The organism is Stenotrophomonas sp. 169 (genome assembly GCF_014621775.1).
In the GTDB taxonomy this organism is placed as follows: domain Bacteria; phylum Pseudomonadota; class Gammaproteobacteria; order Xanthomonadales; family Xanthomonadaceae; genus Stenotrophomonas.
On record NZ_CP061204.1, the window covers coordinates 4058047 to 4082494 of the forward strand.

The window sequence follows — 24448 nt, forward strand, 5'->3', positions numbered from 1 at the left end:
CGCGATGCCCGCCGCGCCGGTGTCGCCGTGAGGGCGGTCAGATATCGATGCTGAGCGGTGGGATACCGGTTTCCTCCTCGTCGCCGTACATCATCGTTTCGACGAACATCCGCCTGGCCCAAGCGCGCACCAGCTCCGGCATGGGGTCTGCTATGGGCTCGGGCAGTGGAATGAGGGCGTCCTCTGCGGCCGTATCCAGCTCCGGTTCGGATGTCGCGGGGGTCCGCGCCTCTGTCTGGAGTCGTAGGCGTTCGGACAAGGACATCCTGCCGTGGCGATGCGGCGGCCAGGTCGGTGCGGATGGGGTTCATTGCGTCTCCTTGATGCGGGCCAGGCCCTGTGTCTGTGCGGCGATGTCCAGCGTGTCCAGCAGGCGGGCGCTGTAGTGGGCCGCCGACGCGTTCAGCCGGTCCTGCACGCCGGGCAGGGCACGGCTGAGCGCAAGCTCGACGTCCTCCAGCAGGCTGCCCTGCAGGTCCAGTTCCCATGCCAGCGCGCCCAGTTCCAGCAGGGGCAATTGGCGATCTGCCGGGCGGATATCGAGCGCGTGCAGCCGCGGGTCTGCACGCAGCGCCGCCATCAGGGCATCGTGGTGCTGCGGAACATGCAGCACCGGTCGCAGGCCGGCGCCCACTTGGGTCATCCGGTGCAGGAAGGCGCTGCATATCGGCTCCATCACCGCATCCGGCGCCGCATTCATGGCCTGCAGACTGGTGTGGACATGGTCACGGACGGCGTTCGCCAGCGTAACGTGGGCCAGTTGCATGCCCTCGATCACACCCTGCACCGCGCCCAGCGCATGCAGCACACCGTCGCGGTAGCCTTCAAAGGCCGCCGCCGCACGCAGTTCGGCCACCTCCAGCCGTGCCTGTTCGCGCTCACGGGTGATCTGCCTGCGCGCGAAGGCCTGCACCCGGGCAAGTTCGCTCGCCTGCTGCAGGCTGGAGGCCTGGATGACGCCGTCCACGGCGCGGTCCAGCAAGGTTTCAGGATAGGTCGGCAGCATGGGTCCAGGCACTCAGGAAGCAGGTCATGTCGAAGGGAGCGGGGTGCGCGGTGACCGCCGCCGGAAGCGCCGGCAGCCCGGCGAACCACAACGCCATCCGCGCGTGCAGCCACGCGGGCAGCGGATCGTGCAGTCCCTCCTGCAGCTGCCTGCCGCCCCAGGCGAGCAACTGCTCTGGTGTCGGCGGCTGCGGCCAAGGCGTGGCGGCGTCGGCGAATCCGAGGCGCAGAAACGCATGCAGCGGCGGTGGCTGGCTGGGCAGCCACCGCGCTCCCAGCACGTGCCGGCGGTGCCGGGCACAGGCCAGCAGCCACGCCGTCGCGGGCAGCCGTTGCCAGCCCCGGATCAACCGCGACGCCAGGGCTGACGTCGCGTCCGCATCCGGCGGTGCGCCGGGCAATTGCCGGGTCTGGCAGATCCACGCGTTCGCTGCGCTGCGTTGCACCGGGTTCAACGTGCCCTGTCGCGTGGCCCAGGGTCGGAAGTAGGACACTGGATCGTGCAGGATCTGCAACCGCTCAGGCAGGGTCTGCATTGACCTGCGCCCCCCGTCGGCGGCGGAGGTGGTCGCGCATGCGGGTGGCACGCGGATCGCCCCGCCTCAGCAGCCACCAACCTCCACCTGCCAGCACCGCAAGCAAGGCCAACGGCACCAGCAGCAGCGTCCAGACCGACGTGGATTCATCCGCCGGCGTCACCGCCAGGCTGCGTGGCTCGGCGGCTGGCGTCAGCACCACCGATACGTTGTCGTACGCCACATCGACGAAGGCATTGCGCAGAAATCGTTTGGCGGTGGCCAGCAGGACCTGCTGATCCATGTCGCGCGAGTGCGCCAGCACCGCCGCCACATGCATGGCCGGCGGGCGGCGCTGCTGCAGGCTGCCCTCGGTCGGCCCGGCGTCATAGCTCACATGCACGCGCGCACTTTTCACCCCAAGCAGAGTGGTCAGTGATTCCTCCAGCCGCTGCTCGATGGCCGACAACAGCCGCGCCCGCTCGGCCAGCGGCGTGCTGACCATCGCATCGGCAGGAAACAGCGAAGCGATCTGCATGCGCGGTGCAGAAGGCAGGCCTTTCAGCTGCACCAGATCGATGGCTTCGGCAAGGTCCGCCGCCCCTACCCGCACGGTGAAGCCGGCCTTGCCCTGCAGGCGTTTCTCCGCCGGGATGTTGTGGTGAAGCAGTGCGGCCACCACCTCGTTGGCCTGACGTTCGTCCAGGGCCTGCAGCAGTTCGGAACGTGCGCAGCCAGCAAGCAGCAGGCATAGCAGCACGATCACTAGCCTGCGCGTCGGGAAACGGGTCATGACTCAGCTCTTCACCAACGTTTCGATGCCCTTGGTCGCATGGCTCACAAGCGCCGAGCTGAGCGCCAGCTGCTTGGTGTAAGCCTCCTGGCGCACCTGATGTGCATAAAGTAGAGCCGGGTCACTTGCCACTGCCGGGTTATTGGCTGCAGCAAGAAGGGCGTCGCGTTCCTGGCCGGCCCACACATAAGCCTGACTGAAGCGACTGGAAAGCGGAACGGCCGAGCCGTCCACTGCAGCGCCCCCGGACACAGCGGCGGATAGGGGGGAAATGTTGAACATGGTGGATTCCTTGTGAGAGAGAACGGCCCGCGCCACGCGCGGGCCATGACACTCAGGCCAGGTTGCGGATGACCGATTTGCTCTGGTCACTCAGGCTCTTGGTCGAATTCGACTGCAGCATCCGGTACATGTTGTATTCCGACAGCGCAGCCTGATAACTGGCCAGCATTGCCGGGTTGCTGGCATTGCCCTCCTTCCCCAGCTCTTCCAATATTTTTGACATCTTGGCTTTCAGGTCTTTCACGCCGTCGTCGTACATCGCGGAATGATTCGACATCCAGCCTTTCCAGTCTGCTGCGTTGCCGCCATCGCCAGGATCTTCCCAACCGGAGCTCGGTCTGATGGGCGTAAGGGTGGCATCGGTCATGGTGTTCTCCAATCTGGGGGTGCGGCAGTCAAGGTGCAGCCTGCGATCCGGCGGCACGGCTGTAATCCCAGCGACCGCTGCCAACGGACAACAGCTGATCCCGGGAATAACGGTAGGAACGCCCCTGAAGCAGGTCGTCCCATAATCTGGGTGACAGGCTGATGCGACGCTTGCCCCAGCGCTGGTGAAATCTCCGCGCCGCGCCGCCCATCGCGTTCAGGCCGGCGTCGTCGAGAAACACGTCATTGACGATGCTGACGCGCTGCCCGCGCGGTTCGGCGCGGCTACTGATCCCCAGCACCCGCAGTTGCTGTTGCGCCAACGCGACCAGTTGCTGGTCACTGATTGCAGATACCCGTGCCAGTTTGACGTAGGGCGCCTGCGCTGCCAGCAACGAATTGACCTGCGCGGTACGCGCAGCGGTCAATGGCCCGCTCAGTACAACCTCCGGCCGGACCGGATCGTCCAGGCGGACCACCACCAGATCCATGCCAGCGCTGATCAGCGCATCCTCCAGGCGTATTGCCTCTACGCGTCGCAGCAGGTGTACATCGTTGCGTCGCTGCGCCCGGCGGCTCGCACGTTCACCCCAGGTACGTGCCGAGGCAGTTTCGCTGAAGGCGTAAAGGTGACCGTCATTTCCGGCCGCGACCACATAATCAGCCGGCGCGTTGGACAGAACACTGGCCAGCCCACGCACACGTATCTCAGGCTGGTGCAGCCAATGGAACCATGCCGCCAACATGCCGGCGACCAGCAGAACGCCGATACCGAACAGGACGACAGGCCCGAGCCGCCGCCTGGCTGACGACGCAGGCGGCATCGCAGCAGCCGCGCACTCAATCAGAAATGCCGGAGGCACGAAGGCGAGCACCGCTTCGGACCAAGCGGCATGCTGCGCGCGTACGGCGAAATGGATGCCAGCCGCCTGCAGCGGTTGCTGCAGCGGCAACGTGCGCCATGTCCATGCAGCCGACGCATCAACCCGCTCGCCCAGCTGCAACGCCTCTTCGGTGGATGGCGCCATTACTACGAACGCGGCCGTCGGCAGGTCGGCGGGAATGAAATAGGCCCTTTCGTCCGCCCCCAGCAACTGTGCGGCTCGACCGTTGGCGAGGTCCTCCTGGCGCCCTACGTGGAACAAGGTATCGCCGTCGGACACATTATATTCGACGCCGCTCAATGCGCCCGCAAGAATTCTCAGAACATACGACATGGGATATACAACAGACCAATGATGTGCCGTGGTTGGCGCGGATCATTCTGTAGGCCAGTGTGCGGTCTCGATATCAGCAGAGTTGTAAAGCATTGATCCTCGGCGCATCGATTCAGTAAGCGTAACGCTGTCGGACAGCGTGTACGTAAGCCCGTGTCTCGGCAAACGGCGGGACCCTGTTTCCATGGCGGCGCACGCTGCCTTCGCCCGCATTGTAGCCAGCCAATGCCAAGTCGATATCCTGGTTGAAATGATCCAGAAGCCAGGCAAGATAACGCGCACCACCGCGCAGATTCTGTGCCGGATCAAACCGGTCACGCACGCCAAATCGACGGGCCGTACCGGGCATGAGCTGCATCAACCCGACCGCGCCGGCACGCGAGACCGCGCTGGGATTGAAAGCCGATTCCTGGCTGACCACCGCCTGCAACAGCGCGACCTCGATACCCACCTCTTCCGCGACCTGCTGCATCAGCGGACGCCAGCGTGCGGCGGCTGACGCCGGTACGTGAGGCAGGTCCGCTGCGCCGCGCAGGGCGGAGGGATCGAAGAAGCGCAGACCCCGTGCGGGCTGCTCGGCCACCACCAGCCGACCATCGGCCGATAGCCCTGCATAGATGGACGCGGCCTGCAGTGATGAGGCACTGGCACCGAGCACAATGCTTGATGCCAGCGCCGCCTGGATCACGCTGCGGTGCATTGCAGCCGGCGCACGGCGGACTCCAGTTCGGCCACTGTCCGGGCCCCCGCCAACGCCTCGGCGGTGATCACCACGCCGGTGCGCTCTTCGATCGCTACAAGGAGATCCGCGATTTCCAGCGAATCCAGGCCAAGGTCTTCGACCAGCCGGTCGCCGGGACGGATGTCTGCCACGGCGACTGACCCGGTGACGACGGCGATCAACGGCCGCAGTCCCGTGATCGGTGTGTCAGGTCCCCGCATCTCGCTTCTCGTTACGCAGATCGGAGGCATGCTGGCCGAGCGGGATCGGCGTCGCCAGACGCGTGAGCGGCGAAGTGCGTTCACGCTGACCGGTGCTGCCGACGGGTCTGGTGCTTCTATTTTTTTCCTCATCGGTTGCATTCTGAACTTCCGAGATCACTTGCGGCGACGGCGGCTGGACAGTGACCACCTGCTGCGCAGCCATATACCGTGGATTCCGCTTCAAGTCTTCCATCAAGTTCCCGTGCAGGGGATGTACAGAAGTACCATGTAGCCCGGAGCTGTGCGGCGGCGGCGGCGGCGGTGGCGGCGGTGGGTTGTCTTCGCGGAGCTGCGCGTCATCCTCGATGTCCACAGCCTGGTCAACCGGCGCATCGCTGCTGGCTACGATGTTTTCGTCCACCTCGACATTCTGCTCCAGCGGTTGCGGCTCCAGCGCATCAACCTCAGGGCATGCCGGGGTCGGTGGAGACACCAGTTCTACCGCCTTGTTGGGCCGCGGGTCTTTGATCCCTTGGAAGTACCAGCCGTCCTGATTAACGATATTTCTCGCGCTGTTGTCGTTATGAATAGTCGGCATCGGTATCGCAGTCAGCACATCCCTCAGGTGCTTGACAAAGTCTTTGACCGGCTCGGCGGCCTTTTCTGCCGGCGGCCGCTTCGGGTTGTCAGCGGCCTGCGCCAGCTGCGGCAACAACGCGGTGTCCTGCAACAGTCCGCTTGCATCCGCGCCTTCAAGCCGTTTGGTCAATGCCGAGAATCCTTGCGCATTGATCAGATCCGCCAGGCTCCGGCGCAGCACCTCGGGAGGCAAACCGGGATTCTTTTTCGCCACCGCCGCCTGAAGCGCGGGAGTCTCATCAGCCAACAGGCGATTCTGGAGGGTAGCACGCCCTATCGTATCGACCGTCTTCTGAATGGTGGATTTAAGCTCACTGAGCTGACTGAACGCATCGCAGGCGAAGGCTCGACTGACACCGGAGTAATCACCTTTCGCCGCGTCCAGGTAGTTGTCCAGCTTCTTTTCCAGACCTCTGCAAGCCAGTCGATCAGCTTTCACTTCCGGCATGGCGAGCAGACGGCAGGCGTCGATGACAGCGGTCCCTCCCAGGCTGGACGCCTGCCGTACCAGCAGCTCATTGATGCGGCTACATGGCACGCCCAGATCTTTGAGGATATCTCGCGCACACTGCTCGCGCGTCACAAGCGAGGGTGGCGTCTGGGCCTCGCTGGGCAGCGTATCTGACGTCAGCGCGGCCGTCTTATCCAACGGCTCATTCATTGCGGGCTGTTCGGTGTCCCAGCGCTGCAGCACCGGAGCGAGTACTTTCTCGATGTCCTCCCCGTGCTGCAGCTGGTACAGGCCTGACTGCGCCCCTCGATCAAGCGGATGCGCGCGCTTCAGCTGTTCCAGATAATCGGCGCGACCCACGCCACTGTTGTCTGTGCCCGGGTGCTCACCCATGCCATGGCTGAAACCATCAGGCGCGTTCACATCAAGATCAAACCCGCTGTCCACGCTCTCGGTCGACCCGCCACCCTGGAAGGTGCCAGACATGTTTCCCTGGGGCGACCTCGGCACGCTTTTATCAGGGGCACGCAGATCGCTCATGGACGCACTGCGTTGCAAAGGCGACGCGTTCCCCACAGTGACCTTGCGGAAACTGCCCTTGCCCTGCTGCTCCGGCCAAGCCTGGTGAAATTTCGCATTGAACGCAAGTTGATTTGCTGTAGTAACAGTCATTTCTATTCTCCTGTCAGCCGGCCATTGCCCGAATGAACGCTTGATCCGCATCGGTGACCGCAGTAATGGTGCTGCTGAGGATCTTCACCAACGAATCCCACATCTGCAGCTGCCGCTGGTACTTTTCCGGAAGCGCGCGGTTGATGAAATTGAAACGTTCCATCATCACTTCTTTCTGCGCCATCATTTCATTCAGCGCACTCGCGCTGATGGGACCTACTTTCCGGGGAAACACGTGTGTGAGTGAATCGATAAGCTTCGTATCGATACTGATCTGCCAGCCACCGCCAGGCTTGACCTCAACGACGGTCAGGCCCTCGATACCCAGCTCAGCGAGGAACTGCTTCGCTGCCGCCTCCGTGCCGAATACTTCGCCGAACCCCTTGTTTTTCCAGTCGGCCTTCAGCTTGTCCAACCTCGCGCGTAAAGCTGTGAAGTTGACGTTGACGTTACCGTCCTTGTCCGGTGTTCCAAGATTGGCCTTGAGATCGGCCAGGATATCGGTCAGCTCTTTGTAGAACCCGACGTAGCCCGCAAGGAGATCGCTATACTTCCTGATCCAGTCATTATCAAGCCGGCCTATCAGGTCGGCGATTTCCTTGAAGAAATCACTGTGTGAGCCCCCTGCTCGCTGCTCGGCAACTTCGATTTCATCGACCGACAGCAGCCCGGCCAGGATTTCCCGAGCCTGCTGCATGACGTTCTGTGCATGCGCATCGCCGGAATCTGCGTCAGCTATTGAGAGCCACGGCGAATGGCGCAGGGCGTCGAAGGTCGCTTCGCGTTCCTTGTCCAAGGACAGTACTGCCTGATGGATCGACAGCTGAAGCATCGACGCCACGTCGTCAGAAGGCAGGCTGCTGTGGGTGAGCGTACCGAAACAGGTCTGCAGGGGGCACGGGCGAATCTGCTTGGAAGAGGGAATGCACGTGCTGGTAGCGTCCATGGACGCGTCGCGTCCCTGGCGGAACGTAATCGGCATCGCAACAGCGGCACGGGGAGGACTTGATTCGATTTTCATGGGAAGCTCAATAAGGTGAAAGGTGTAGCGCGGCAGCGCGGCTTGGCCCGGATGAAGACACGCGTGATCACCGACCCATGTTGCTGATGACGTGCTTCACTCCGTCTTGGTTTTCCTGCTCCAGGTTGACCAAGGTGTTGAACATCGCCTGCTGGCTTTCACTGCTCTTGTTGGCGTCCTGGTTGATCTTGCTGCCGAGCTCGACCTCAATGTCCTTGTTGATGCGGTCACGTTCGGAATCCACCGTATGTGCGGTGGCCTGCAGATCAAACGGCGATCCGGCGACGGCGCCCACGCTCATGCTGGTCTGGGTGACCGCCTGGCCGGCGTTGGCCACCACGCCGATCTGGGTGTTGTTGACGGCAAATTCGGTCTCGTGCACTGCGGCGGTTTCCTGCAAAGTCTGCGGACGCTGCCGCAACGCCTCCACGTGGGGCGGGCGCGCGCTGGGACCGGCCGGTGCGTTGTTCATGCCCACAGCCGTCTGGCTGTTGGCGCGGTTGGCGCTGGCCGTGGCAGCATCAGCCGTCGCCTTGTTGGTGCGCAGGTTCTGCACGCCCTTGTAGGCGGCAGCCCCACCCAGGGCGACGCCGCCGCCGGCCATCAACCCGCCAACCACAGCGGCAACTATCTTGGTGGACTGCGTTGCTTTCGCCGATGCCACCATGCTGCCGGTCATCGCGCTCACCGACTGCTCGGCCAACTTCACCATGGCCACCGCCTGCTCGCGCTGACTGGCCCCCATCTGCATCAACAACGCCACCAGCAGCAGGATGTAATCGGTGCGGGTGCTGCTGCCCAGACCCGACGTCAGCTTCTCATCCGGCAGTTGATCCAGTTCGTCCAGCAGCGCACTTGCCTCCGGCAAATCGCGGCGCAGCACACTCAGGTCCTCACGGGTAGGCAGAGCCAGCTGGCCATCGGACGTCGCCAATCCGATCAACCGCCGGGACTGATCGACCACCTGCACGGGGTGCATACCATCTGCGGCAGTGTCGGCCGCCGAGACTGCTGCAGTCCGGTGCAGCACGGCAAACGCCTCGGCGGTCGCACCCGGCACCATCGCCGGATGCTGGCCAGCGATCAGCGGCAGCAACGCGCCCAGCCCAGCGAAACCGGCCACGGACGCGACCGGCTCGGCAAGCTCCGGCGCGGAACGGCGCGGAGGATCCTGCCGCGACCCTTCGATCTGCCGGGTCGCCATATCGGCGGCACGTTCGGCCTGCGCCTCGTCCTGCGCTGACGGTTTCGTAGCGGTATTCGGTGCGAGGGCGAAGCGCTGCAGCGCGGGCTGCAGGATGGAAGTTATCTGTGCCATTGAAAGTGTTCCTTGGGGAATTGAATGAAGTGGCCGCGCTCAGGCGCGGTGGCGCACATGGCCGATGACGTGGGCTGCTGTCTCTGCGCGGTCCCTCTGGACCTCGCTCATCTGCGCCACCAGTTCAAACGCCAGACGATGCGTACGGCTGCCTGCTTCCGCAATCATCCGCATCATGTCCTGCAGCACCTGATCGCCGAACAGGCTTTCCTGGATCAACTTCAACAGCTTCTTGACCTCGATCATGATGCCGGCCACGACCACCTGGCCGACGCTGTGCACGGTCTGGCCGACAGCACCCGCCAGCTGGGCCAGAAACTGCATGACTTTGGTCGCCTGTTCGATCATCCGCGCCGTTGACGCCACTGTGCTGGCGGCCGTCCTGCCTGCGGCCGCCACATTGCCGGTAACCACCATCGCTGCAATGATCGCCACCATGACCACTACCGTGGCGGCGATGGATCCGATCTGCTTGGCCAGTGCCTCAGGAACGCCGAATGCGACCAGCGCTGCAGAGGTGCCCTTGCTCACCTGCTCGACTGCCATGCCGACAGCGCTCACACCCGTGGTCATGCCAACAATGCTGTCAATGGTGAGCATCATGCCCATCACCCCGCCGGCGATCAGTGCGATATTGCCGTGCAACGCGCCCACGACGATGGCCCCGATGCTCGCGATGGCGCCGACCGCCGCGCCAATCCAACCGAATATCTTGCCGGCACACCCGGTTTTCTTCTCTGCATCGCGCGCGCGCTGCAGCTCTTCTTCGTGCTGGCGAATGCGTTCCTGTTCTTTCGCCTGCCGCGCCTTGATGGTCTGGATCGTGAACTCGCTCATGCTTTTCAGGGTGCTGTCGGCGTGCTTGCCCATCAGCTGACTGATGACTGCCATCAGCATCGTGAGCGTGTCGCTGGAGTTCAGTTTCCGCTCTGCATCACCCGTAACCGTTGGCTGGCCCTTATTGAAGCCGCGCAGCCTTTCTTCCTGCTCATCAAGGTACCCAAGTCGGACATCGAGCAACGCGACCGCTTCGTCCAGTGCGCTCGACGCGGCGTCAAAGCGACCCTGCGCCTCTTGCAGTACCTGGCGCGCTGAAGCGAGCTCGGCCTGCTTGTCTGCATGTGCCGGATCGGCAGGGTCCAGTGCATCCAGCTCGCCCTGCAACCGCTGGACGTGTTCACGCGCCGCTTCCAGCGCGCCTTCCTGGGCGCCTGCTTCGGTTGCCGCTGCGCCCGCGGCCTCCTGCGCCGCCGTGGCAGCATCCAGGGCAGCCTGCATCGCCGCTGACAGGTCGCCAGCGTGCTGTGCACGCGCCTGCAGCTGAGAGCGATACACCTGCAGCCTCTGCTCCATCCGGCTGGATCGCTGGTCGGAGAGAAGCTCCTGCAGATTGCCCAGCAACAGAGTGAGCAGGCTCTCAGGGGACATACGCCTGCCCTCGTCCCCCGCCGCACGGTAAAGTCGGGCGAGGTCTGGTGCGCGCAGGGTAGCGGCGTCCTTTTGCGCCTGGGTCGCACCTTCGGCACGGGGCGCACTGGCTGCGAAGGTAGCGAACAGTTCGGCACTCACCCGATCAACCTGCGCGGGGGAAACTCCGGCGCCAAAGCCCTTCGCTGCCTGGATGGCGGACTCGTGGCCGCTACGGCGGAACACCAGGGGGAGTGGCGCTGGCGCGGGTGAAAGGGGCATGCTCATGGGAAATCCTCTTGCTGTGGCGCTCGGCTGGCGCAGGACCGGCAAGCCGGCCCGCTGCATCGCGGGGCTGTCAGGGCGACGGTTGGTTCAGATGGCCCAGTATCCCGATGGCAGACCGACACGGCTTTCAGTTTCCATCCTTGAATGCCGGCTCTTCAGGCGGTGGCGTACGGATGACAAGGCGTGGAGTTCACCCCTCGCCACTGGAGCCGGTGGAATCTTCTGAACCAGGTGTACGGTCGCCCTTGACCGCCTGCAGATAAGCCTCGGCACGGGTGCCCAACTCGCTCCCCGCCGCCCGTCCGGCGACGGCCTCGAAGCACTCGCGGGCCTTGCGCAGCCGACCGAGCGCCAAGTGGCACTGGCCCACATGGAACATCGGGCGATCGTCGGCCAGATCCAGGGCCTGCGCGACCGCGTACATGCCGATGGCTTTCTCGTACTCGCGCTTGAGATGCAACACGGCACCCATGCCCAGCGCGTAGTCGGCGTTGTAGAAGTCATACAGGCACAGGAACCGGAAGAACGCTTCCGCCTCGTCCAGCTGTCCGTTCTGGTAGAAGCGGTGGGCAATGGCATACACACCTTCGAGGGTGTCACGGGTTACCCCCTTCAGGTCCGCAACGGTTGCTCCCTCGCGCAGGCCCTCCATGATCATCCGGGTCATCTCGCTTTCGTCGGCAGCCGCTGTCGGGGCGCGGGTGGGATCGTGGTCAATGGTCATGTAGTGCTCCAGTTGGTGGGCGGTGGATACTCAGTGGGACAGAGGCGGCGGCGGCGGGTCGTCGTCCGCGTCGGGTTGGCCGGCACGCTCCACGTCGCGCAGCCAGCGCACGATCTGCATCACCGGCTCGATGCTGCGGTCATGCACGAAGCGGTAGCGTCGCGTGCTGAAGTAGATGGCGCGCGCCAGCCTCACATCACGCACGACCGGTACACCGTTGGCTTCGGCCAGCGCGATCACCTTGCGCGCGCGGGCGCCTCGCTCGCGCACGGCCACAAAGGGCATCGGCATGTCGTCATCCATCAGGAAGATGCCGATGGCGATGTGGGTCGGGTTGGCCAGGACGACCGTGGAGCCGCGCGTATCGGCCTGCACCTGTGCGGACAGTTCGTCGTTGACTTCCTGACGGCGCTGTTTGAGCTCGGGTTTGATGTCGTTTTCCTTGTTCTCCCGCTTGACCTCGTGCTTTTCCATCTTCATTTCCCGGATGAACAGGAAATGGTCCAGCCAGCCGGCAAGCAGATACACGGGGGCCAGGGCGAGCAGCAGGCCCAGCCCGAACATCATCGCGACATGTCGCCACAGCGCGGCCAGCTGGGTGTCGCTGGCATGGATCTGGCTGAGGACATCGGGACCCCACAGCGCCAAGGCCAGCCAGGCGAACAACCCGCAGCACACCAGGTAGAGGACGCTGCGCAGCAGATCCTTCAGTACGCGGAACGAAAACAGATTCTTGAAGCCGTTGACTGGATTGAGCTTGTTGAGGTCGAAACGAATGGCCTCGGAGGCGATCCTCCCCTTGCTCATCCACAGCGAGCACAGCACCACCGCCACCGCGGCGGCCAGCAGCGTGGGCGCCAGCGCCAACAGGAATGCCCGCAATGCCGCCAGGACGGCCGCCGTCGGTGTGATCGCGAAACCACCGCGCACGATGTCCACGTACAGGTTTGCCAATGGCAGCAACGAGCTCAGCAGTCCGATCGCCGGCAGCCCTGCCCACAACACACTGGCGGCCACCAGGTCACGGCTGTTGAAGGACTTTCCCTTCTTCGATTCCTTCTTGAGTCGCTGAAGCGTCGGCTTCTCGGTTTTCTCGCTTGCACCGGAGCTCACGGCACATCGCCCGGAACGAGAGCACGCAGTACCGGATACTGCCGCCACAGGGCCGGCACCTGCTCGGTCATCGTCAGCATCAGGTACAACAGCATCGCGGCGAACGCGATGACCGACTTCACTGTCAGCGAAACCGAGAATGCATTGAGCTGCTGTGCGAACCGCGAGATGACGCCCAGCAGTATCTCCACCAGCAACAACAGCAGCAGTACCGGGGCCGCCATGCGGATCGCGGCGGACAGCACGATATCCATGAAGCCATGGATGCTCGGCAGGTCCGGCAGGAAGCCGCCGCCCATGGGCACCAGTACATAGCTGCCCTGGACCGCTTCAAGCAGGGGCACCAGCCCACCGGCCACCAGGAAGACGACCGCACTCATCATCTGCAGCAGGTTCGCCATCTCCGTCGCTTCCACGCCGGTAAGCGGGTCGAGCATCGCGCCGACGCCGGCACCGCGCTGGGTGTCGATCACCGAGCCGATGGCATGGAAGACGTGATACGGCAGCGCCAGCATCACGCCCAGCACCGTACCGATCAGGGCCTCGCGCATCGCCGCCAGTCCGAGGGAGGGCATGTCCAGCGGTCGCTGTATGGTCTCTGTCACCGGCCACAGGCCGATCAGTACCGCCAAGGCCAGGACGACTCGCAGCATGCGCGAGGGCATGGCCCCGCTGGATAGATAGGGCAGCCAGGCGAAACAGGCCAGCAGCCGTGCCAGACCGAGCGTGGCTGGCACGGCGTGGTCGCCGATCGCCTGCATGAACGCAGTGTCCAGCGGGGTCAGGCCCATCAGCGCTACACCCCCAGCGCGCGGCCGAACACCAGGCTGCCGAAGTCGATCAGCGTGCGCGACATCCAGCCCATCATGACCAGCACGGTCAGCACCACCGCCAGCATCTTCGCGCCGAACGGCAGCGTCTGCTCCTGCAACTGGGTCACCGTCTGGAACAAACCGATGAGCAGGCCCACCAGCGTCGCCACGATGACCGGGCCGGCTGACAGCAACAGCACCAGCATCAGCGTTTTGTTGCCGATGTTGATCAGTTCGTTCATTGCAGCGCTCCGTTGCCGCGGGCGCTCACGGACAGTGTGCGCGTCATGCCGGCACATCCAGATATTGCAGCACCAGTCCCTGCGACAGCAGGCTCCAGCCATCCAGCACCACGAACAGGATGAGTTTGATCGGCGCGGAGATGGTCACCGGGCTCATCATCATCATGCCCAGAGCGAGCAGGATGCTGGAGACGATCAGGTCCACCACGATGAAAGGCAGATACAGGTAGAAGCCCATCAGGAAGGCGTCCTTCAGCTCACTCAGTGCGTAGGCAGGCAGCAGCGCGAACAGCGAGCGGTCTTCGGCTGCCGTGTCCGCAGCAGGCACGTCTGCGCCGTCGGTGACCTGGGCGCGCTCGAAGAAGCGCAGCAGTTCAGGATCGGCGTGACGTGCCAGGTAGGCGCGATACTCTCCCAGGCTGCTGTCGAGGAAGTCGGCGGTCTCCTGCACCGTATTCAAGGGCTGTTCGAGCTCCTGATACGCGGACTGCACTGAACTGACAATCGGGTGCATGACATAGAACGCCAGGATCAACGACAACGCGTTGATCACCATGTTGGAAGGCACCTGCTGCAGGCCCAGCGCATTGCGGATCAGCGTGAACACCACGCTGAACTTGATGTAGCACGTTCCCACCGCGACCACGAAGGGCAGCACCGCGGCGGCGGCCAGTATCGCGATCAACGACACATCGTTGTTGATGTGCATGACGCTCATGTCAGTCTCGGAACCTGCGCAAGCTGTACGCCCAGCTGATCACCCACCTGCACCAGCGTACCGGTGGCGATGCGGTGCCCGTTGTGCACCAGCGCGACCTGCTGGCTTGCCTGCTCAGGCAAGGGCACCACGCTTCCCTCGCGAAGGCCGGCCAGCTCACCCAGGGGCAGGGTCAAGCGGCATAGCTGGACATGCAGCTCCAACGGCAGGTCATTCAGACCCTTCGTATCCAGTAGCGGATCGTCAGCGTGCAGGCCCGGATCGGGCACGTCGAGGTCAGGGTCGAAGGGTGAGTGGACGATAGTCACGGTGAAAGCATCCGTATCAAGGGTGAAGTCGAACAGTGGGCAGGTGCCGCGCCATGCGCGAAGGACCGGCGCGGGAATCAGCACGATGTCGCCGGAGCGCAATCGACGCAGCCGGCGCGGGGTGATGCTGACTTCGCCGAGCTGCAGGCGGATGGGCACCTTCAGGCCGACCGGGAGGGGTAACGGCTGACGCGCAGCAGGAAGCGGGCCGGTCAGTGATTCGATCCAGACGTCCCCTTCGGCAGCCAGCACGTGGGGCAACGGTCCCGGTGCCGGGCCGTGGTTGTCCGGAGGCAGCGGACGAGCCGTGGCGTAGTCGAGAACGGCATCGACGAATTCCAACGGGCGTGCCAGCGCGGTCAGGCCGGCCAGAACCTGCGGCGCCATGGCAGACCAGTCGAACCCTCCGAGTTCGGGAAGGTGCACGGCCGCCCACGCGTTCGCTTCGACACGGCACGTCATGCACAGCGCACCGGAGATCAGCTGGAAACGCAGACAGGCCGTCGCCGGCGGCAGGCTGGCGACGCTACGTACGCCACTGCGATGCAGTGACTGCAGCAGGGTCTGGACGTGCAGCGCCTGTGGATCGACCACGGCCAGCGAAGGAAACCGCTGGCTCATTCCTCATCCTCCGGCAGGCCAGGCACGTTGCCACGCTTTTCCCGATCATCGTGGGCGTCATCCGCGCGTTGGATCTCTACCGTGCCTGGCACGCCGCCATCGCGGGCAGTCAGTGCGCCGTCTACTGCGCGCTGGGCGGCGTCACTGCTGCTGCGCAGCGTGATGGCGGCCGGTGCGGTGCCCGGCAACACGGCCTGCATCCACGTCGCGGTGACCTGGTGACCTGGCCCCCAGCTGCTGAAAGGTACGGTGACGCTGACCGGACGGTGCAGGGTGGGCAGCTCCTTCAGCTCAGCTATCGATCTGAAGGCTGTGCCGGGGGTCCGCGTGCGGGGTTCTGCGTGCGCTGCTGCGATGAATCCCCGCGCGGTGGACAACGTGTCCACCAACGACGTGAGCGGCAATGCCAGGCTGCGTGCATCGGCCGGCTCGCGCAGGCGGTGGTCCACCGTTGGGGGCGCACCCGTTGCAGCCACGTCCGATGACAGTGCTGCAGGTGCCGGCACGGGTGCTGCGGCGCTGCGTTGCGTGGACGGTTCCTCGCTGACAGGCAGGGCATCTGGCAAGCGCGCTGGCCGTGCCGATCCGTCGGACGGCTGCGTCGTGGCGTCGGCAACCAGAGACGGAGAGGGAGATGCGGATGGAGACGGCGCATCAGGGAGGCCGGAGGTAACGACACCCACCGGCCGGGCTGTGTCAGCACGTCTGCCCCGCGTCATGTCGTCGCGCGCCGGGTCGGCCGCTGTGCCCTTGGGCATGCGCAGTGCAAGCTCACCGCGCTGTTTTTCCATCCGCTGAGGAGGCGTGGAAGAGAGCATCGCTTCGAGCATGGTGGACACCACCGTTCCGACAGCGCCGGGGGCGGGTCGGGGAATCAAGCCATCGGACAGTCGTGTTGCCTGCGCGCTGGCCAGGAAGAGATTGCCGTCTGCTGTGATGGAATCGGCGGGCGTATCTTCGGCTACCGGCTCCATGCCGTCGTCGTCACGACTCGTGCTTTCCTCATCGTCAGGCCCGGAGACGACGGTTTGCTCGCGGATACGACGCAGCAGCGGCACGACGGAGGTATCCGGTGCGGAGCGGTCAAGGTGACCAGGAGCGCGCGGAACGTTCAGCGCGGGGAGCGGCGTCGACATGCGATTTCATCCAGTGTCTGAGTGTGAAGACGGCTCTCGCGGAGCCGGTTGGTCGCTCGGCGCTGCTGCGCATGCCAGTGCTCCAGCTTTTTCTGCTTCCGGTGCTGCAGCGCAGCCCGTTCACGCTGCACGCGCTCTGCGGCGTCGCAGCGCGTGGCGTCGGCCTCCATGTCGCCGGCGGCGTGGCCTGTCTCCAGTGCATGGGCCCTCGCTACCGCGAGCACCCGCAGGCGATCAAACAACAGGCTGCGGGTCAGGCCGTCTTCCGGTTGCAGGGTGGCCAGGTGCAGGGTCTGCTCGGCGGATGCACGGAGCGCGGCGGCTTCTTCGCGACGTTGTGCCGCCGCTCGCTGCTGCGCCTGCGCCGACAACAATGCGAGCTGGCGCTGCGCCTGCTTGAGCTTGGTCAACCGCAAGCCACGCGCGTCAACGGGCGAGTTCATGCAGGGCTCCCAGCGTGTGCGGCAATGCGCTTCGTTCATGCTGACCCTGACGCAGGAAGGCATGCAGTGCGGCTTCGCTGGCGACCGCCCTGTCATACACGGCGCTGACACCCGGCGTGTACTCGCCCAGGTCGCGCATCAGCTGCAGGTCGTCCAGCGTCCCCAGCAGGCCACGCACGCGCCCGGCCGCCTGCTGGTGCGCAGGGTCGGCCAACGTACCGAACAGGCGGCTGCCACTGCGCAGCACATCCAGTGCAGGCAGGTGACCCCGTCCGGCCAGCTGACTGCTGAGATACAGGTGCCCGTCCAGCAGCGATTTGACCTCTTCACCAATCGGGTCGGCGTCCTGCTCGTCCTCCAGCAGCACCGTGTAAAACGCCGTAATGCTTCCCTGCCCGGTGCGCCCGCTGCGTTCCAGCAGGCGCGGCAGCGCCTCGAAGACCGAGGCCGGGAAGCCACGGCGTGCCGGCGGCTCGCCCGCGCCCAGCGCAAGTTCCCGCAATGCGCGTGCGTAGCGGGTCACCGAGTCCATCACCAGCAGCACGCGGGCCCCCTGTTCGCGGAAGTGCTCGGCGATGGTGGTGGCAATCAGCGGTGCCTGGCTGCGAAGCGCCGGCGCGGTGTCTGATGTCGCCTGCACGACCACGGTACGTGCGGCCTGCGGGGAAAGACGCAGCCGCTCCACCAGCGTCGCCACTTCGCGGCCGCGTTCGCCGACCAGCGCGATGACACTGATATCGACGTCGGCGTTGTCCAGCAGCATTTCGGCCAGCGTGGTCTTGCCTGCACCTGCGCCAGCGAAGATGCCGACGCGCTGCCCCTCGCCACAGGTCAGCAGGCCGTCGATCGCGCGAATGCCGGTACACAGGGGGGTGTCGATCGAGCGGCGTTGGCGGTAGTCGACCGCGGCTCCGTTTATCCGGCGTGTCATCGCATGCGACAGCACCGGCGCCGAGAAGCGTTCGACCTCGTTGCCCTGGCCGTCCAGGACGCTGCCCAGCACGTGATCGGACAAGGTCAGCATCGGGCCCCGCCCTGTCGGCATCACCAGGCACTGCGCGGACAATCCCGCGCTGTCGCGCAGCAGGCCGATGGAGGCCATCCCATGCTCGACGGCCACGACGGTGCCCAGCCCGGCGCAGGAATCGTCCTGCGCGCTGCTCTGCAGTCGGCAGAGCTCACCGATCGCCACCTGCGGCAACGGCGCGCGCAGCATGGACCCGATGATCGCCGCAGGATGTGCGGCGGGGCGCCAGGGTGACCGGAGCAGCGTCATCGGATGGCCTGCATCCGCGCCAGGCATTCGTGGAAGTCCTGCAATGCCTCGGCCAACCGCGACGGCTCGATCACGTACTCGGGGTGCAGCATGCCGCCTACCCGCCCATCTGCGCGGAGCACCATCGCACCGGCGTCCCAATGCCCTACCGGGCGGATGACCTCGGCCAACAGCGGCTCGGCCAGTACGCTGCGCGCCTGTTCGCTGACCTCTTCGATCATGCCCCATAACCAGACCTGCTCGCCGTCACGGGGATCGAGGTAGATATCGCCGACGTCATCGAAAGACATGACGATCGTGGAGTGATCGTCGAACTGATAGTCGCCGGAGTCGGCGCCAAGCTGGTCAAGTGCCTGGCAGAGGGTTTCTTTGAGGGTCATAGTGATCTCACGACATCAAGGGAGACGGCATCGGATACTTCCGAGAACGACAGGACCGAAAGACCCGGCAGCCGGGTCTCGACGAAACGCTTCACGAAACGGCGCACGTCGGGCGCCACCAGCAGCACCGCCTCGGGGCGATTGGCCAGCAGAGGCTCGAATACGATCACGATGCGATCCAGCAGCTGTTCGGACTGTGCGGGGTCCAGATTGAGGAATGCGGCGCCCTGGCTCTGGCGGATGCCTGCACGCACCAGCTGTTCGGTGTCTGGCGCCAGCAGTACGGCCGCGATGCGATCGTCGCGCGCGTGCTGCGATGAGATGTAGCGCGCCAGTCCGCCGCGCACATGCTCGACCAGCAGAATCACATCCTTTTCGCGCTGGCCCCATTGCGCGAGGGTCTCCAGGATGATCTTCATGTTGCGGATCGACACCCCTTCGCGCTGAAGGCGTTGCAGCACCTCCGACACGCGCTGGACCGGGATGTGGCGGTGCACTTCCTTCAACAGCTCGGGGAAGCGTTTCTCGGTGTCGTCCAGCAGATGCTTGGTCTCCTGGATGCCAAACAGCTCGCCGATGTTGCGCATCAGGGCGTCATGCACCAGCAGCTGCAGTTCTTCCTGGTCGCTACGCGTGCCCATCCCCATGCTCTGCAGTTGTCCCTGCATGCTGGCGGGCATCCAGCACTGTGGCGGGCCACCTCCAAGGGCAGGCAGTGCGATGCCGTTGTCCAGCATCGTCAGTTCGTCGCTGTCGGCGAGCACGCGGACATGGTCGAGCACGATGTCGGCGCTTGCTGCCGTGATCTCGTTGATCATGACGATGACACGATGCGCCCCGCCGTCGTGCTCGCGCATCAACATGTAGGGCAGCTGCATGCCGGCACGTAGATGCAGGCGGTCACGCAGGGCGGCCTCCACGCCTGCCTTGCTCCACGTGGCGTAGTGGGCGGGCGGCAACAACAGCAGCAGCGGCACGGTCTCGTTGACCTGCTTGCCGTCGTGACCCAGCTGCTTCTGCGCGCCCGGCGTGGTCGGCCGGCCGTCCTGGCCGATCGCGCGCCCGGCGGCATCGACCTCGCCGGTGCCCGCGGCCGCCTCCTCCCGTGTGCGCCACGCTGCCAGCGCGAACAGGCCTGCCGCCAGGGTCAGGAAGATGATCAACGGGAACCCGGGCAGCAAGCCGAGCAGCAGCAGCAGGGTGCCGGCGATGACCAGCACCTTCTGGCTGCTGAAGAGTTCCTTGATGATGCTGGCACCGAGGTTGCCCTCTTCGCCGCCGACGCGGGTCACCACGAAGCCGGCACTGATGCAGATCAGCAGTGCCGGGATCTGTGCGACCAGGCCATCGCCGATGGTCAGCAGGGTGAACACCTTCAGCGCTTCCTGGAAGCCCATCCCGTGCTGCAGCATGCCGACGGCAATGCCACCGAACAGGTTCACGAAGACGATGACGATGCCGGCGATGGCGTCGCCCTTCACGAACTTCATCGCACCATCATAGGAACCGTAGAGCTGGCTTTCCTTTTCGACCTCGCGGCGGCGCAGCTTCGCGCCAGCCGCATCGATGGACTCGGCGCGCAGGTCGGCGTCGATGCCCATCTGCTTGCCGGGCATGCCGTCAAGCGAGAACCGTGCCACCACTTCACCAATACGCTCGGAGCCTTTGGTGATGACGATGAACTGCACGATGGTGACGATGGCGAAGATGACGAAGCCGACCACCAGGTTGTCGGCCACCACGAATTCACCGAAGGCCGACACGATATGACCGGCATCGGCGTCCACCAGGATCAAGCGGCTGGTGCTGACCGACAAGGCAAGCCGCATCAGCGTCGTGAACAGCAGTACCGATGGGAACGTGGAGAAGTTGAGAATGCGTTCGACGTAGAACGAACTGAGGAAGATCACGATCGCGATCAGCAGGTTGACGCCGATCAGAAGGTCCACGAGGAACGTGGGCAACGGAACGATCAACATGCCGATGATCACCGCCATCAGCACCACCAGCGCCAGCTCGGGTCGCAGCAGGGTCCGTGCCACCTGGCCCAGGCCGTTGGCCGGGCGTCGCAGCGCGGCCATCAGACGGCCACCCAGTGACGGCTGCCGTTACGCTGCTGTTCCTGCTTCAGCGCGGCTGACAGCAGATCCTCCACCTCATCCAGTGCACGCACCTGTTGGTCAGGGGCATACCAGAGGCCATGCGGCACGGATTTCAGAAAGCGCCGCAGCCCCTGCGCGAGGCGAACCTTCTCTTCGGTATCCAGCACGCCGGCCACCTGCACGAAGACGGCATCGAACATCGGCTGCAGCCCGCCGCCGTTGCGGATCATGCCGAACAGGGCGATCAGCAGGTCGGGCTGGGTCACCCCTATCCGCGGCATCATGGCGGCGTCCCAACAACAGGCCAGCAGCAGGTGATCAGCCGAACGCAGGGTGGTGATCTGCCGCACGCGTTGCAGCAGCTGGCCGAACTCCACCCGCGAGCAGGACGGATCCAGCGCATACATGTCGGCCGCCATGGCATGTTCGATGAAGTCCACCACGCGGCTGCGACGTTCAAACCCGTACAGCGCGATCCATTCCTCGTAGCTGTCCAGCGGCTCGCCGTATGCCAGGAACTCGCGGTAGGTCTGCCGAAGCTGCACAGGCGTGGCCGCCAAGGGTTTCGCATGCAGACGCGCCTTCAGCGCGACGTTCAGGCCGGCACGGACCGCACGCCCCTGTGCGTCCCGTCCTCCCAACAGCTCCTGCTCCAGCTCGGCCAGTACCTGCGCAAGATCTTCCAGCTCCTGGCTGGAGCGCAGCGTGCGCAGGGCCGCCACCGCATCGCTCGGATCGGCGAACAGCTTCATCAGCAGGGCGCGCAGTGCGGCCACGTCCACCGAGGCGAGCTGGCGCACCTGCAGGCGCAACGCGGCCAGCTTCTCGGGGCCTTCCGGATCCAGCACATGGTCCAGCCATGCCTGCGCGTGCGCCGGTGCCTCTTCGGCATCACGGGTGCGGTTCCGTCGCATGCTGGACACCAGCCCGGCCAGATCATCGTTCATCGCCAGCGCCTGATGCAGCGCACTCGCCTGCCGCAGATCGCTGCGGCGTGCGGCCGTCGTCGATGAAGCAGGCTCCTCCTCGATCATCGGCGCTGCCACAGGCAACTGCCGAGCACGCGGCGGCAAGGCAGGGGCGCGCACGGCGCCCACGTCAATCTGTGCCATGCAGAGCCTCCCGCACGCTGCCGCGGACACGCTCGAGATGCGCCGGCAGGGGCAGTGCAAGATCATCAAGGGTGTTGAATCCGGCGCCTGGCAGCAGATCATCCGGTGTCCGCACCCGAGGCTGGATCAGAAACACTCTGACCAACTCCTGATGGCGATCACTGCGGTGTCGGAACGCATTACCCAGGAACGGAATACGGCCCAGACCGGGTATCGCCGTACGATCCCGCGCCTGCTCGTGGCGTGTGTAGCCGCCCACCAGCAGGCTGAGGTGGTGCGGAACCCGGGCCACCGTATCGATCGTGGTGCGATTGATCACCGGCAGTCCTTCAACCTCCTTGCCACTGGAGGTGCCGTCTTCGATCTTCAGCTGCATTTCCACTTCGTCTTCCGCGGACACGCGTGGCAGCACGCTGATCAACGTGCCGTAGGTCACTGCTTCCAGCGAGGCGGCGCGCTCGGACTGCAGGCGCGCGTAGAAGGTGCTGTTGCTGTCGAAATGAGCGAGCACGTTCTCCTGGGTCAGCAGCACGGGGCGTGACACCACGCTGGCGTGCCCACGCTCGGACAAGGCCGTCACCGACGCAAGGAAGCGTTCGCCATCGAGGGTGGACGTGGCGCCGTTGAAGCCCAGGCCCAGACGACCGCCCAGACCCACCTGGCCGCTCCACTTCACGCCCAGCGCGTCCAGCTGTTTCTTCTGGACGTCGATGATCCACAGGGACAGCTCTACCTGCTTGCGCGGCAGATCCAGCTCGGCAACCAGCTGCTTCACCTTCTGGATGCCGGACAGCGTGCCGCGCACGATCAGACTGTTGGTTTCCGGGTAGGCGACCACGATGGTCGGCGGCGACGCGCCGCCGGCAGACGCGCGCGTTGCGCTGCGCCGTGCGTCACCATCCACGGCCACGCCCTGTCGCGTGGCCACGGCGGCGTCGCTGCTCGGATCCTCGACCAGCGCGTCGGGCTCGGGTCGTCGCACGATGATGTTGCTGACACCGGAGTCGGTCAGCACGCTGGCCAGCACCTCGGCCATGCCGGGCAGCGTGGTATCCCAGCTGCGCATGCCGTACCGCCGTCCCTGCGCGAAGCTGTTGCGCAGCGTGATCACTTCCACATGTTCGGCGCGTGCATCGGCCCCCCGATACAGCTCGTCGAGGTAGCGTGCTGCATTGAGGACGATCTCCACATACACCGGCGAGCCGGATACGTAGAACGTCCCATCGCCCGCTGCACCACGCAGTGCATGCCGGGTGTCGGCGAGACGGGTACGACGCAGGAAATCGTCCAGCACCGCCAGCGATGCATGTTGCATGTGCCCCACGGCATTGCGGGTTTCGCTGGCGTCGTGCACGTAGAGGGTCTGGCCGTCGCTGTACCAGATCAGCCCGACGTCGCGTGCGATCTGGTCGAGCAGTGCACGCGGCTCGGTCAGGTTGAAGCTGCCCTGGATACGCTTCTTCTGCGCTCTGGAACTGACGATCACCGGCACCTTCATCTGCGCGGCCACCGACTGCAGCAGCAGGCTGACGCCGTCGCCACGCGACACGAAGGTCGTGTCCGCGGAGAGCTCGCCACGGTGGCGGATGGGTGTGTTTTCCAATGGAATGTCCGCGTTTGTCTGCGCATGGGCAGACAGCGGCGTCAGCAGCGTGCTGGTCGCCAACAGGGCGAACAGGGAGAGGGTGCGGCACGAAAAGTTCACAGGGAATGGACTGACTGGTAGATGGAGCGCGGTGACCTGCCGAGCAGGGATTTGATCTCGCTGCAGAAGTGCGAAGGCGAGGAAAAGCCGAAGTCGGAAGAGAGCCGGGTGAAGGTCTGCCCGGTATCGGCATAGCGATACAGCACACGTCCCGCGCGCAGCAGTCGCAGCTGTTCTTTCAGTGAGCGGTCGAACGCCTTTCGGCCGATGCGGCGGAACTGCGCCACCGACAATCCATAACGGTCTGCCAGTTGCTGTACGCCAAGATCCGGGTGCTCCAGCACGAAGCGCACCAGCTGGTACGGTTCGCATACGGCCCATGCCGAAGCGACCTGGGCGACGTTCTGGTCGCCGCTCAGCAGGTGCTCCATAAGCCAGTCGCGGGCGACGTCCGCATTGCGCAGGTCACGCGCGGTCGACAGCAGGACCGGCTGGCGCCGGTCCTGCGGCAGCGGACGCTGCACGTCCATGCCGTGGTCATGGAACGCCAGCAGGCGGCTGAGTCCACTGCAGACGGGATGCGGTTCGCACCCCATACCCCACAAGGTCAGGGGCCGATTACCCGCACACACCAGCAGCGTGTTGCCGGCGGGCAGCAGATGATGCTGGCGGGCGGCCGCGGAATGGGTTCCGATACGGAGGTGGGCCGGCTCGTGGCCGGCGATGACCAGCACGGACTCGTTGCGCGGCAGCAGCTGCGTGAAGGCCGATGAAGGACTGCGTGGTGCTTGGGGAGGGGAGGCAGTGAGCGGCATGACGCTGATGGTGTTGCGTCAGCGCGTGTCGGGCTATGAGCCGAATTGCGATTTTTCTTACAGATTGCAGCAAGGCGTGACAGGCCTCTCCTGTCACGCCCCC

26 protein-coding genes and 1 pseudogene are annotated in these 24448 nt (G+C 64.8%); all 27 read right to left on the minus strand.

Features of this window, described 5'->3' with window-relative positions:
• Positions 1 to 37 precede the first annotated feature (37 nt).
• On the minus strand, positions 38 to 259 hold the full coding sequence (locus tag ICJ04_RS17730) for a hypothetical protein (protein ID WP_188325467.1): 222 nt from the start codon (positions 257 to 259) through the stop codon (positions 38 to 40).
• 48 nt (positions 260 to 307) lie between these two features.
• A complete protein-coding gene (locus ICJ04_RS17735; RefSeq protein WP_188325468.1) occupies positions 308 to 1006 on the minus strand; it encodes a hypothetical protein in 699 nt (232 codons plus the stop codon).
• Complete coding sequence (locus tag ICJ04_RS17740) at positions 987 to 1541, minus strand: hypothetical protein (protein WP_188325469.1); 555 nt, start codon at positions 1539 to 1541, stop codon at positions 987 to 989. The genes ICJ04_RS17735 and ICJ04_RS17740 overlap by 20 nt, the downstream gene beginning before the upstream one ends.
• Positions 1525 to 2313, minus strand: coding sequence for a type III secretion inner membrane ring lipoprotein SctJ (gene sctJ, locus ICJ04_RS17745; RefSeq protein WP_188325470.1), 789 nt, complete (start codon positions 2311 to 2313; stop codon positions 1525 to 1527). Before sctJ ends, ICJ04_RS17740 begins: the two co-directional genes overlap by 17 nt.
• Positions 2314 to 2316: 3 nt before the next feature.
• Positions 2317 to 2595 (minus strand): type III secretion system protein PrgJ, encoded by a 279-nt coding sequence (locus ICJ04_RS17750; RefSeq protein WP_188325471.1) that lies wholly within the window; start codon positions 2593 to 2595, stop codon positions 2317 to 2319.
• Positions 2596 to 2647: 52 nt separating this feature from the next.
• On the minus strand, positions 2648 to 2962 hold the full coding sequence (locus ICJ04_RS17755) for an EscF/YscF/HrpA family type III secretion system needle major subunit (RefSeq protein ID WP_188325472.1): 315 nt from the start codon (positions 2960 to 2962) through the stop codon (positions 2648 to 2650).
• 28 nt (positions 2963 to 2990) lie between these two features.
• Positions 2991 to 4178 carry a PrgH/EprH family type III secretion apparatus protein gene (locus ICJ04_RS17760; RefSeq protein ID WP_188325473.1) on the minus strand — a complete coding sequence of 396 codons (1188 nt, stop codon included), beginning with the start codon at positions 4176 to 4178 and terminating at the stop codon, positions 2991 to 2993.
• Positions 4179 to 4290: 112 nt separating this feature from the next.
• Positions 4291 to 4638 (minus strand): annotated as a pseudogene (locus tag ICJ04_RS18435) (lytic transglycosylase domain-containing protein); the annotation flags it as partial.
• 224 nt (positions 4639 to 4862) lie between these two features.
• Positions 4863 to 5120: an acyl carrier protein gene (locus ICJ04_RS17770; RefSeq protein ID WP_188325475.1), complete on the minus strand. Its 258-nt coding sequence runs from the start codon at positions 5118 to 5120 to the stop codon at positions 4863 to 4865.
• Positions 5107 to 6864: a hypothetical protein gene (locus tag ICJ04_RS17775; RefSeq protein WP_188325476.1), complete on the minus strand. Its 1758-nt coding sequence runs from the start codon at positions 6862 to 6864 to the stop codon at positions 5107 to 5109. The genes ICJ04_RS17770 and ICJ04_RS17775 overlap by 14 nt, the downstream gene beginning before the upstream one ends.
• Positions 6865 to 6877: 13 nt before the next feature.
• Entirely contained in the window at positions 6878 to 7885 is a 1008-nt protein-coding gene (locus ICJ04_RS17780; RefSeq protein ID WP_188325477.1) for an IpaD/SipD/SspD family type III secretion system needle tip protein, read from the minus strand.
• A 67-nt stretch (positions 7886 to 7952) separates the two neighbouring features.
• A complete protein-coding gene (locus tag ICJ04_RS17785) occupies positions 7953 to 9203 on the minus strand; it encodes a hypothetical protein (protein ID WP_188325478.1) in 1251 nt (416 codons plus the stop codon).
• A gap of 39 nt (positions 9204 to 9242) precedes the next feature.
• Positions 9243 to 10943, minus strand: coding sequence for a type III secretion system translocon subunit SctE (sctE, locus tag ICJ04_RS17790; RefSeq protein ID WP_188325479.1), 1701 nt, complete (start codon positions 10941 to 10943; stop codon positions 9243 to 9245).
• Between the two features lie 145 nt (positions 10944 to 11088).
• Complete coding sequence (locus tag ICJ04_RS17795; RefSeq protein ID WP_223202936.1) at positions 11089 to 11622, minus strand: SycD/LcrH family type III secretion system chaperone; 534 nt, start codon at positions 11620 to 11622, stop codon at positions 11089 to 11091.
• 30 nt (positions 11623 to 11652) lie between these two features.
• Positions 11653 to 12735, minus strand: coding sequence for an EscU/YscU/HrcU family type III secretion system export apparatus switch protein (locus tag ICJ04_RS17800; protein ID WP_188325480.1), 1083 nt, complete (start codon positions 12733 to 12735; stop codon positions 11653 to 11655).
• Positions 12732 to 13526, minus strand: a complete 795-nt coding sequence (sctT, locus tag ICJ04_RS17805) for a type III secretion system export apparatus subunit SctT (RefSeq protein WP_188325481.1) — start codon at positions 13524 to 13526, stop codon at positions 12732 to 12734. Before sctT ends, ICJ04_RS17800 begins: the two co-directional genes overlap by 4 nt.
• A 5-nt stretch (positions 13527 to 13531) precedes the next feature.
• Complete coding sequence (gene sctS / locus ICJ04_RS17810; RefSeq protein ID WP_188325482.1) at positions 13532 to 13789, minus strand: type III secretion system export apparatus subunit SctS; 258 nt, start codon at positions 13787 to 13789, stop codon at positions 13532 to 13534.
• 43 nt (positions 13790 to 13832) lie between these two features.
• Positions 13833 to 14507 carry an EscR/YscR/HrcR family type III secretion system export apparatus protein gene (locus ICJ04_RS17815; RefSeq protein ID WP_274603068.1) on the minus strand — a complete coding sequence of 225 codons (675 nt, stop codon included), beginning with the start codon at positions 14505 to 14507 and terminating at the stop codon, positions 13833 to 13835.
• Positions 14504 to 15436 carry a FliM/FliN family flagellar motor switch protein gene (locus tag ICJ04_RS17820; protein ID WP_188325483.1) on the minus strand — a complete coding sequence of 311 codons (933 nt, stop codon included), beginning with the start codon at positions 15434 to 15436 and terminating at the stop codon, positions 14504 to 14506. Before ICJ04_RS17820 ends, ICJ04_RS17815 begins: the two co-directional genes overlap by 4 nt.
• Entirely contained in the window at positions 15433 to 16572 is a 1140-nt protein-coding gene (locus ICJ04_RS17825) for a hypothetical protein (protein WP_188325484.1), read from the minus strand. Before ICJ04_RS17825 ends, ICJ04_RS17820 begins: the two co-directional genes overlap by 4 nt.
• Positions 16548 to 17015, minus strand: a complete 468-nt coding sequence (locus tag ICJ04_RS17830; RefSeq protein WP_188325485.1) for a hypothetical protein — start codon at positions 17013 to 17015, stop codon at positions 16548 to 16550. The genes ICJ04_RS17825 and ICJ04_RS17830 overlap by 25 nt, the downstream gene beginning before the upstream one ends.
• Positions 16999 to 18291, minus strand: a complete 1293-nt coding sequence (locus tag ICJ04_RS17835; RefSeq protein ID WP_188325486.1) for a FliI/YscN family ATPase — start codon at positions 18289 to 18291, stop codon at positions 16999 to 17001. The genes ICJ04_RS17830 and ICJ04_RS17835 overlap by 17 nt, the downstream gene beginning before the upstream one ends.
• Positions 18288 to 18671 carry a hypothetical protein gene (locus tag ICJ04_RS17840; protein ID WP_188325487.1) on the minus strand — a complete coding sequence of 128 codons (384 nt, stop codon included), beginning with the start codon at positions 18669 to 18671 and terminating at the stop codon, positions 18288 to 18290. The genes ICJ04_RS17835 and ICJ04_RS17840 overlap by 4 nt, the downstream gene beginning before the upstream one ends.
• Positions 18668 to 20752, minus strand: coding sequence for an EscV/YscV/HrcV family type III secretion system export apparatus protein (locus tag ICJ04_RS17845; RefSeq protein ID WP_188325488.1), 2085 nt, complete (start codon positions 20750 to 20752; stop codon positions 18668 to 18670). Before ICJ04_RS17845 ends, ICJ04_RS17840 begins: the two co-directional genes overlap by 4 nt.
• Positions 20752 to 21885, minus strand: coding sequence for a type III secretion system gatekeeper subunit SctW (gene sctW, locus ICJ04_RS17850; protein WP_188325489.1), 1134 nt, complete (start codon positions 21883 to 21885; stop codon positions 20752 to 20754). The genes ICJ04_RS17845 and sctW overlap by 1 nt, the downstream gene beginning before the upstream one ends.
• A complete protein-coding gene (gene sctC, locus ICJ04_RS17855; RefSeq protein ID WP_188325490.1) occupies positions 21872 to 23590 on the minus strand; it encodes a type III secretion system outer membrane ring subunit SctC in 1719 nt (572 codons plus the stop codon). The genes sctW and sctC overlap by 14 nt, the downstream gene beginning before the upstream one ends.
• Positions 23587 to 24345, minus strand: coding sequence for a helix-turn-helix domain-containing protein (locus tag ICJ04_RS17860; RefSeq protein ID WP_188325491.1), 759 nt, complete (start codon positions 24343 to 24345; stop codon positions 23587 to 23589). Before ICJ04_RS17860 ends, sctC begins: the two co-directional genes overlap by 4 nt.
• Between the last annotated feature and the right edge of the window lie 103 nt (positions 24346 to 24448).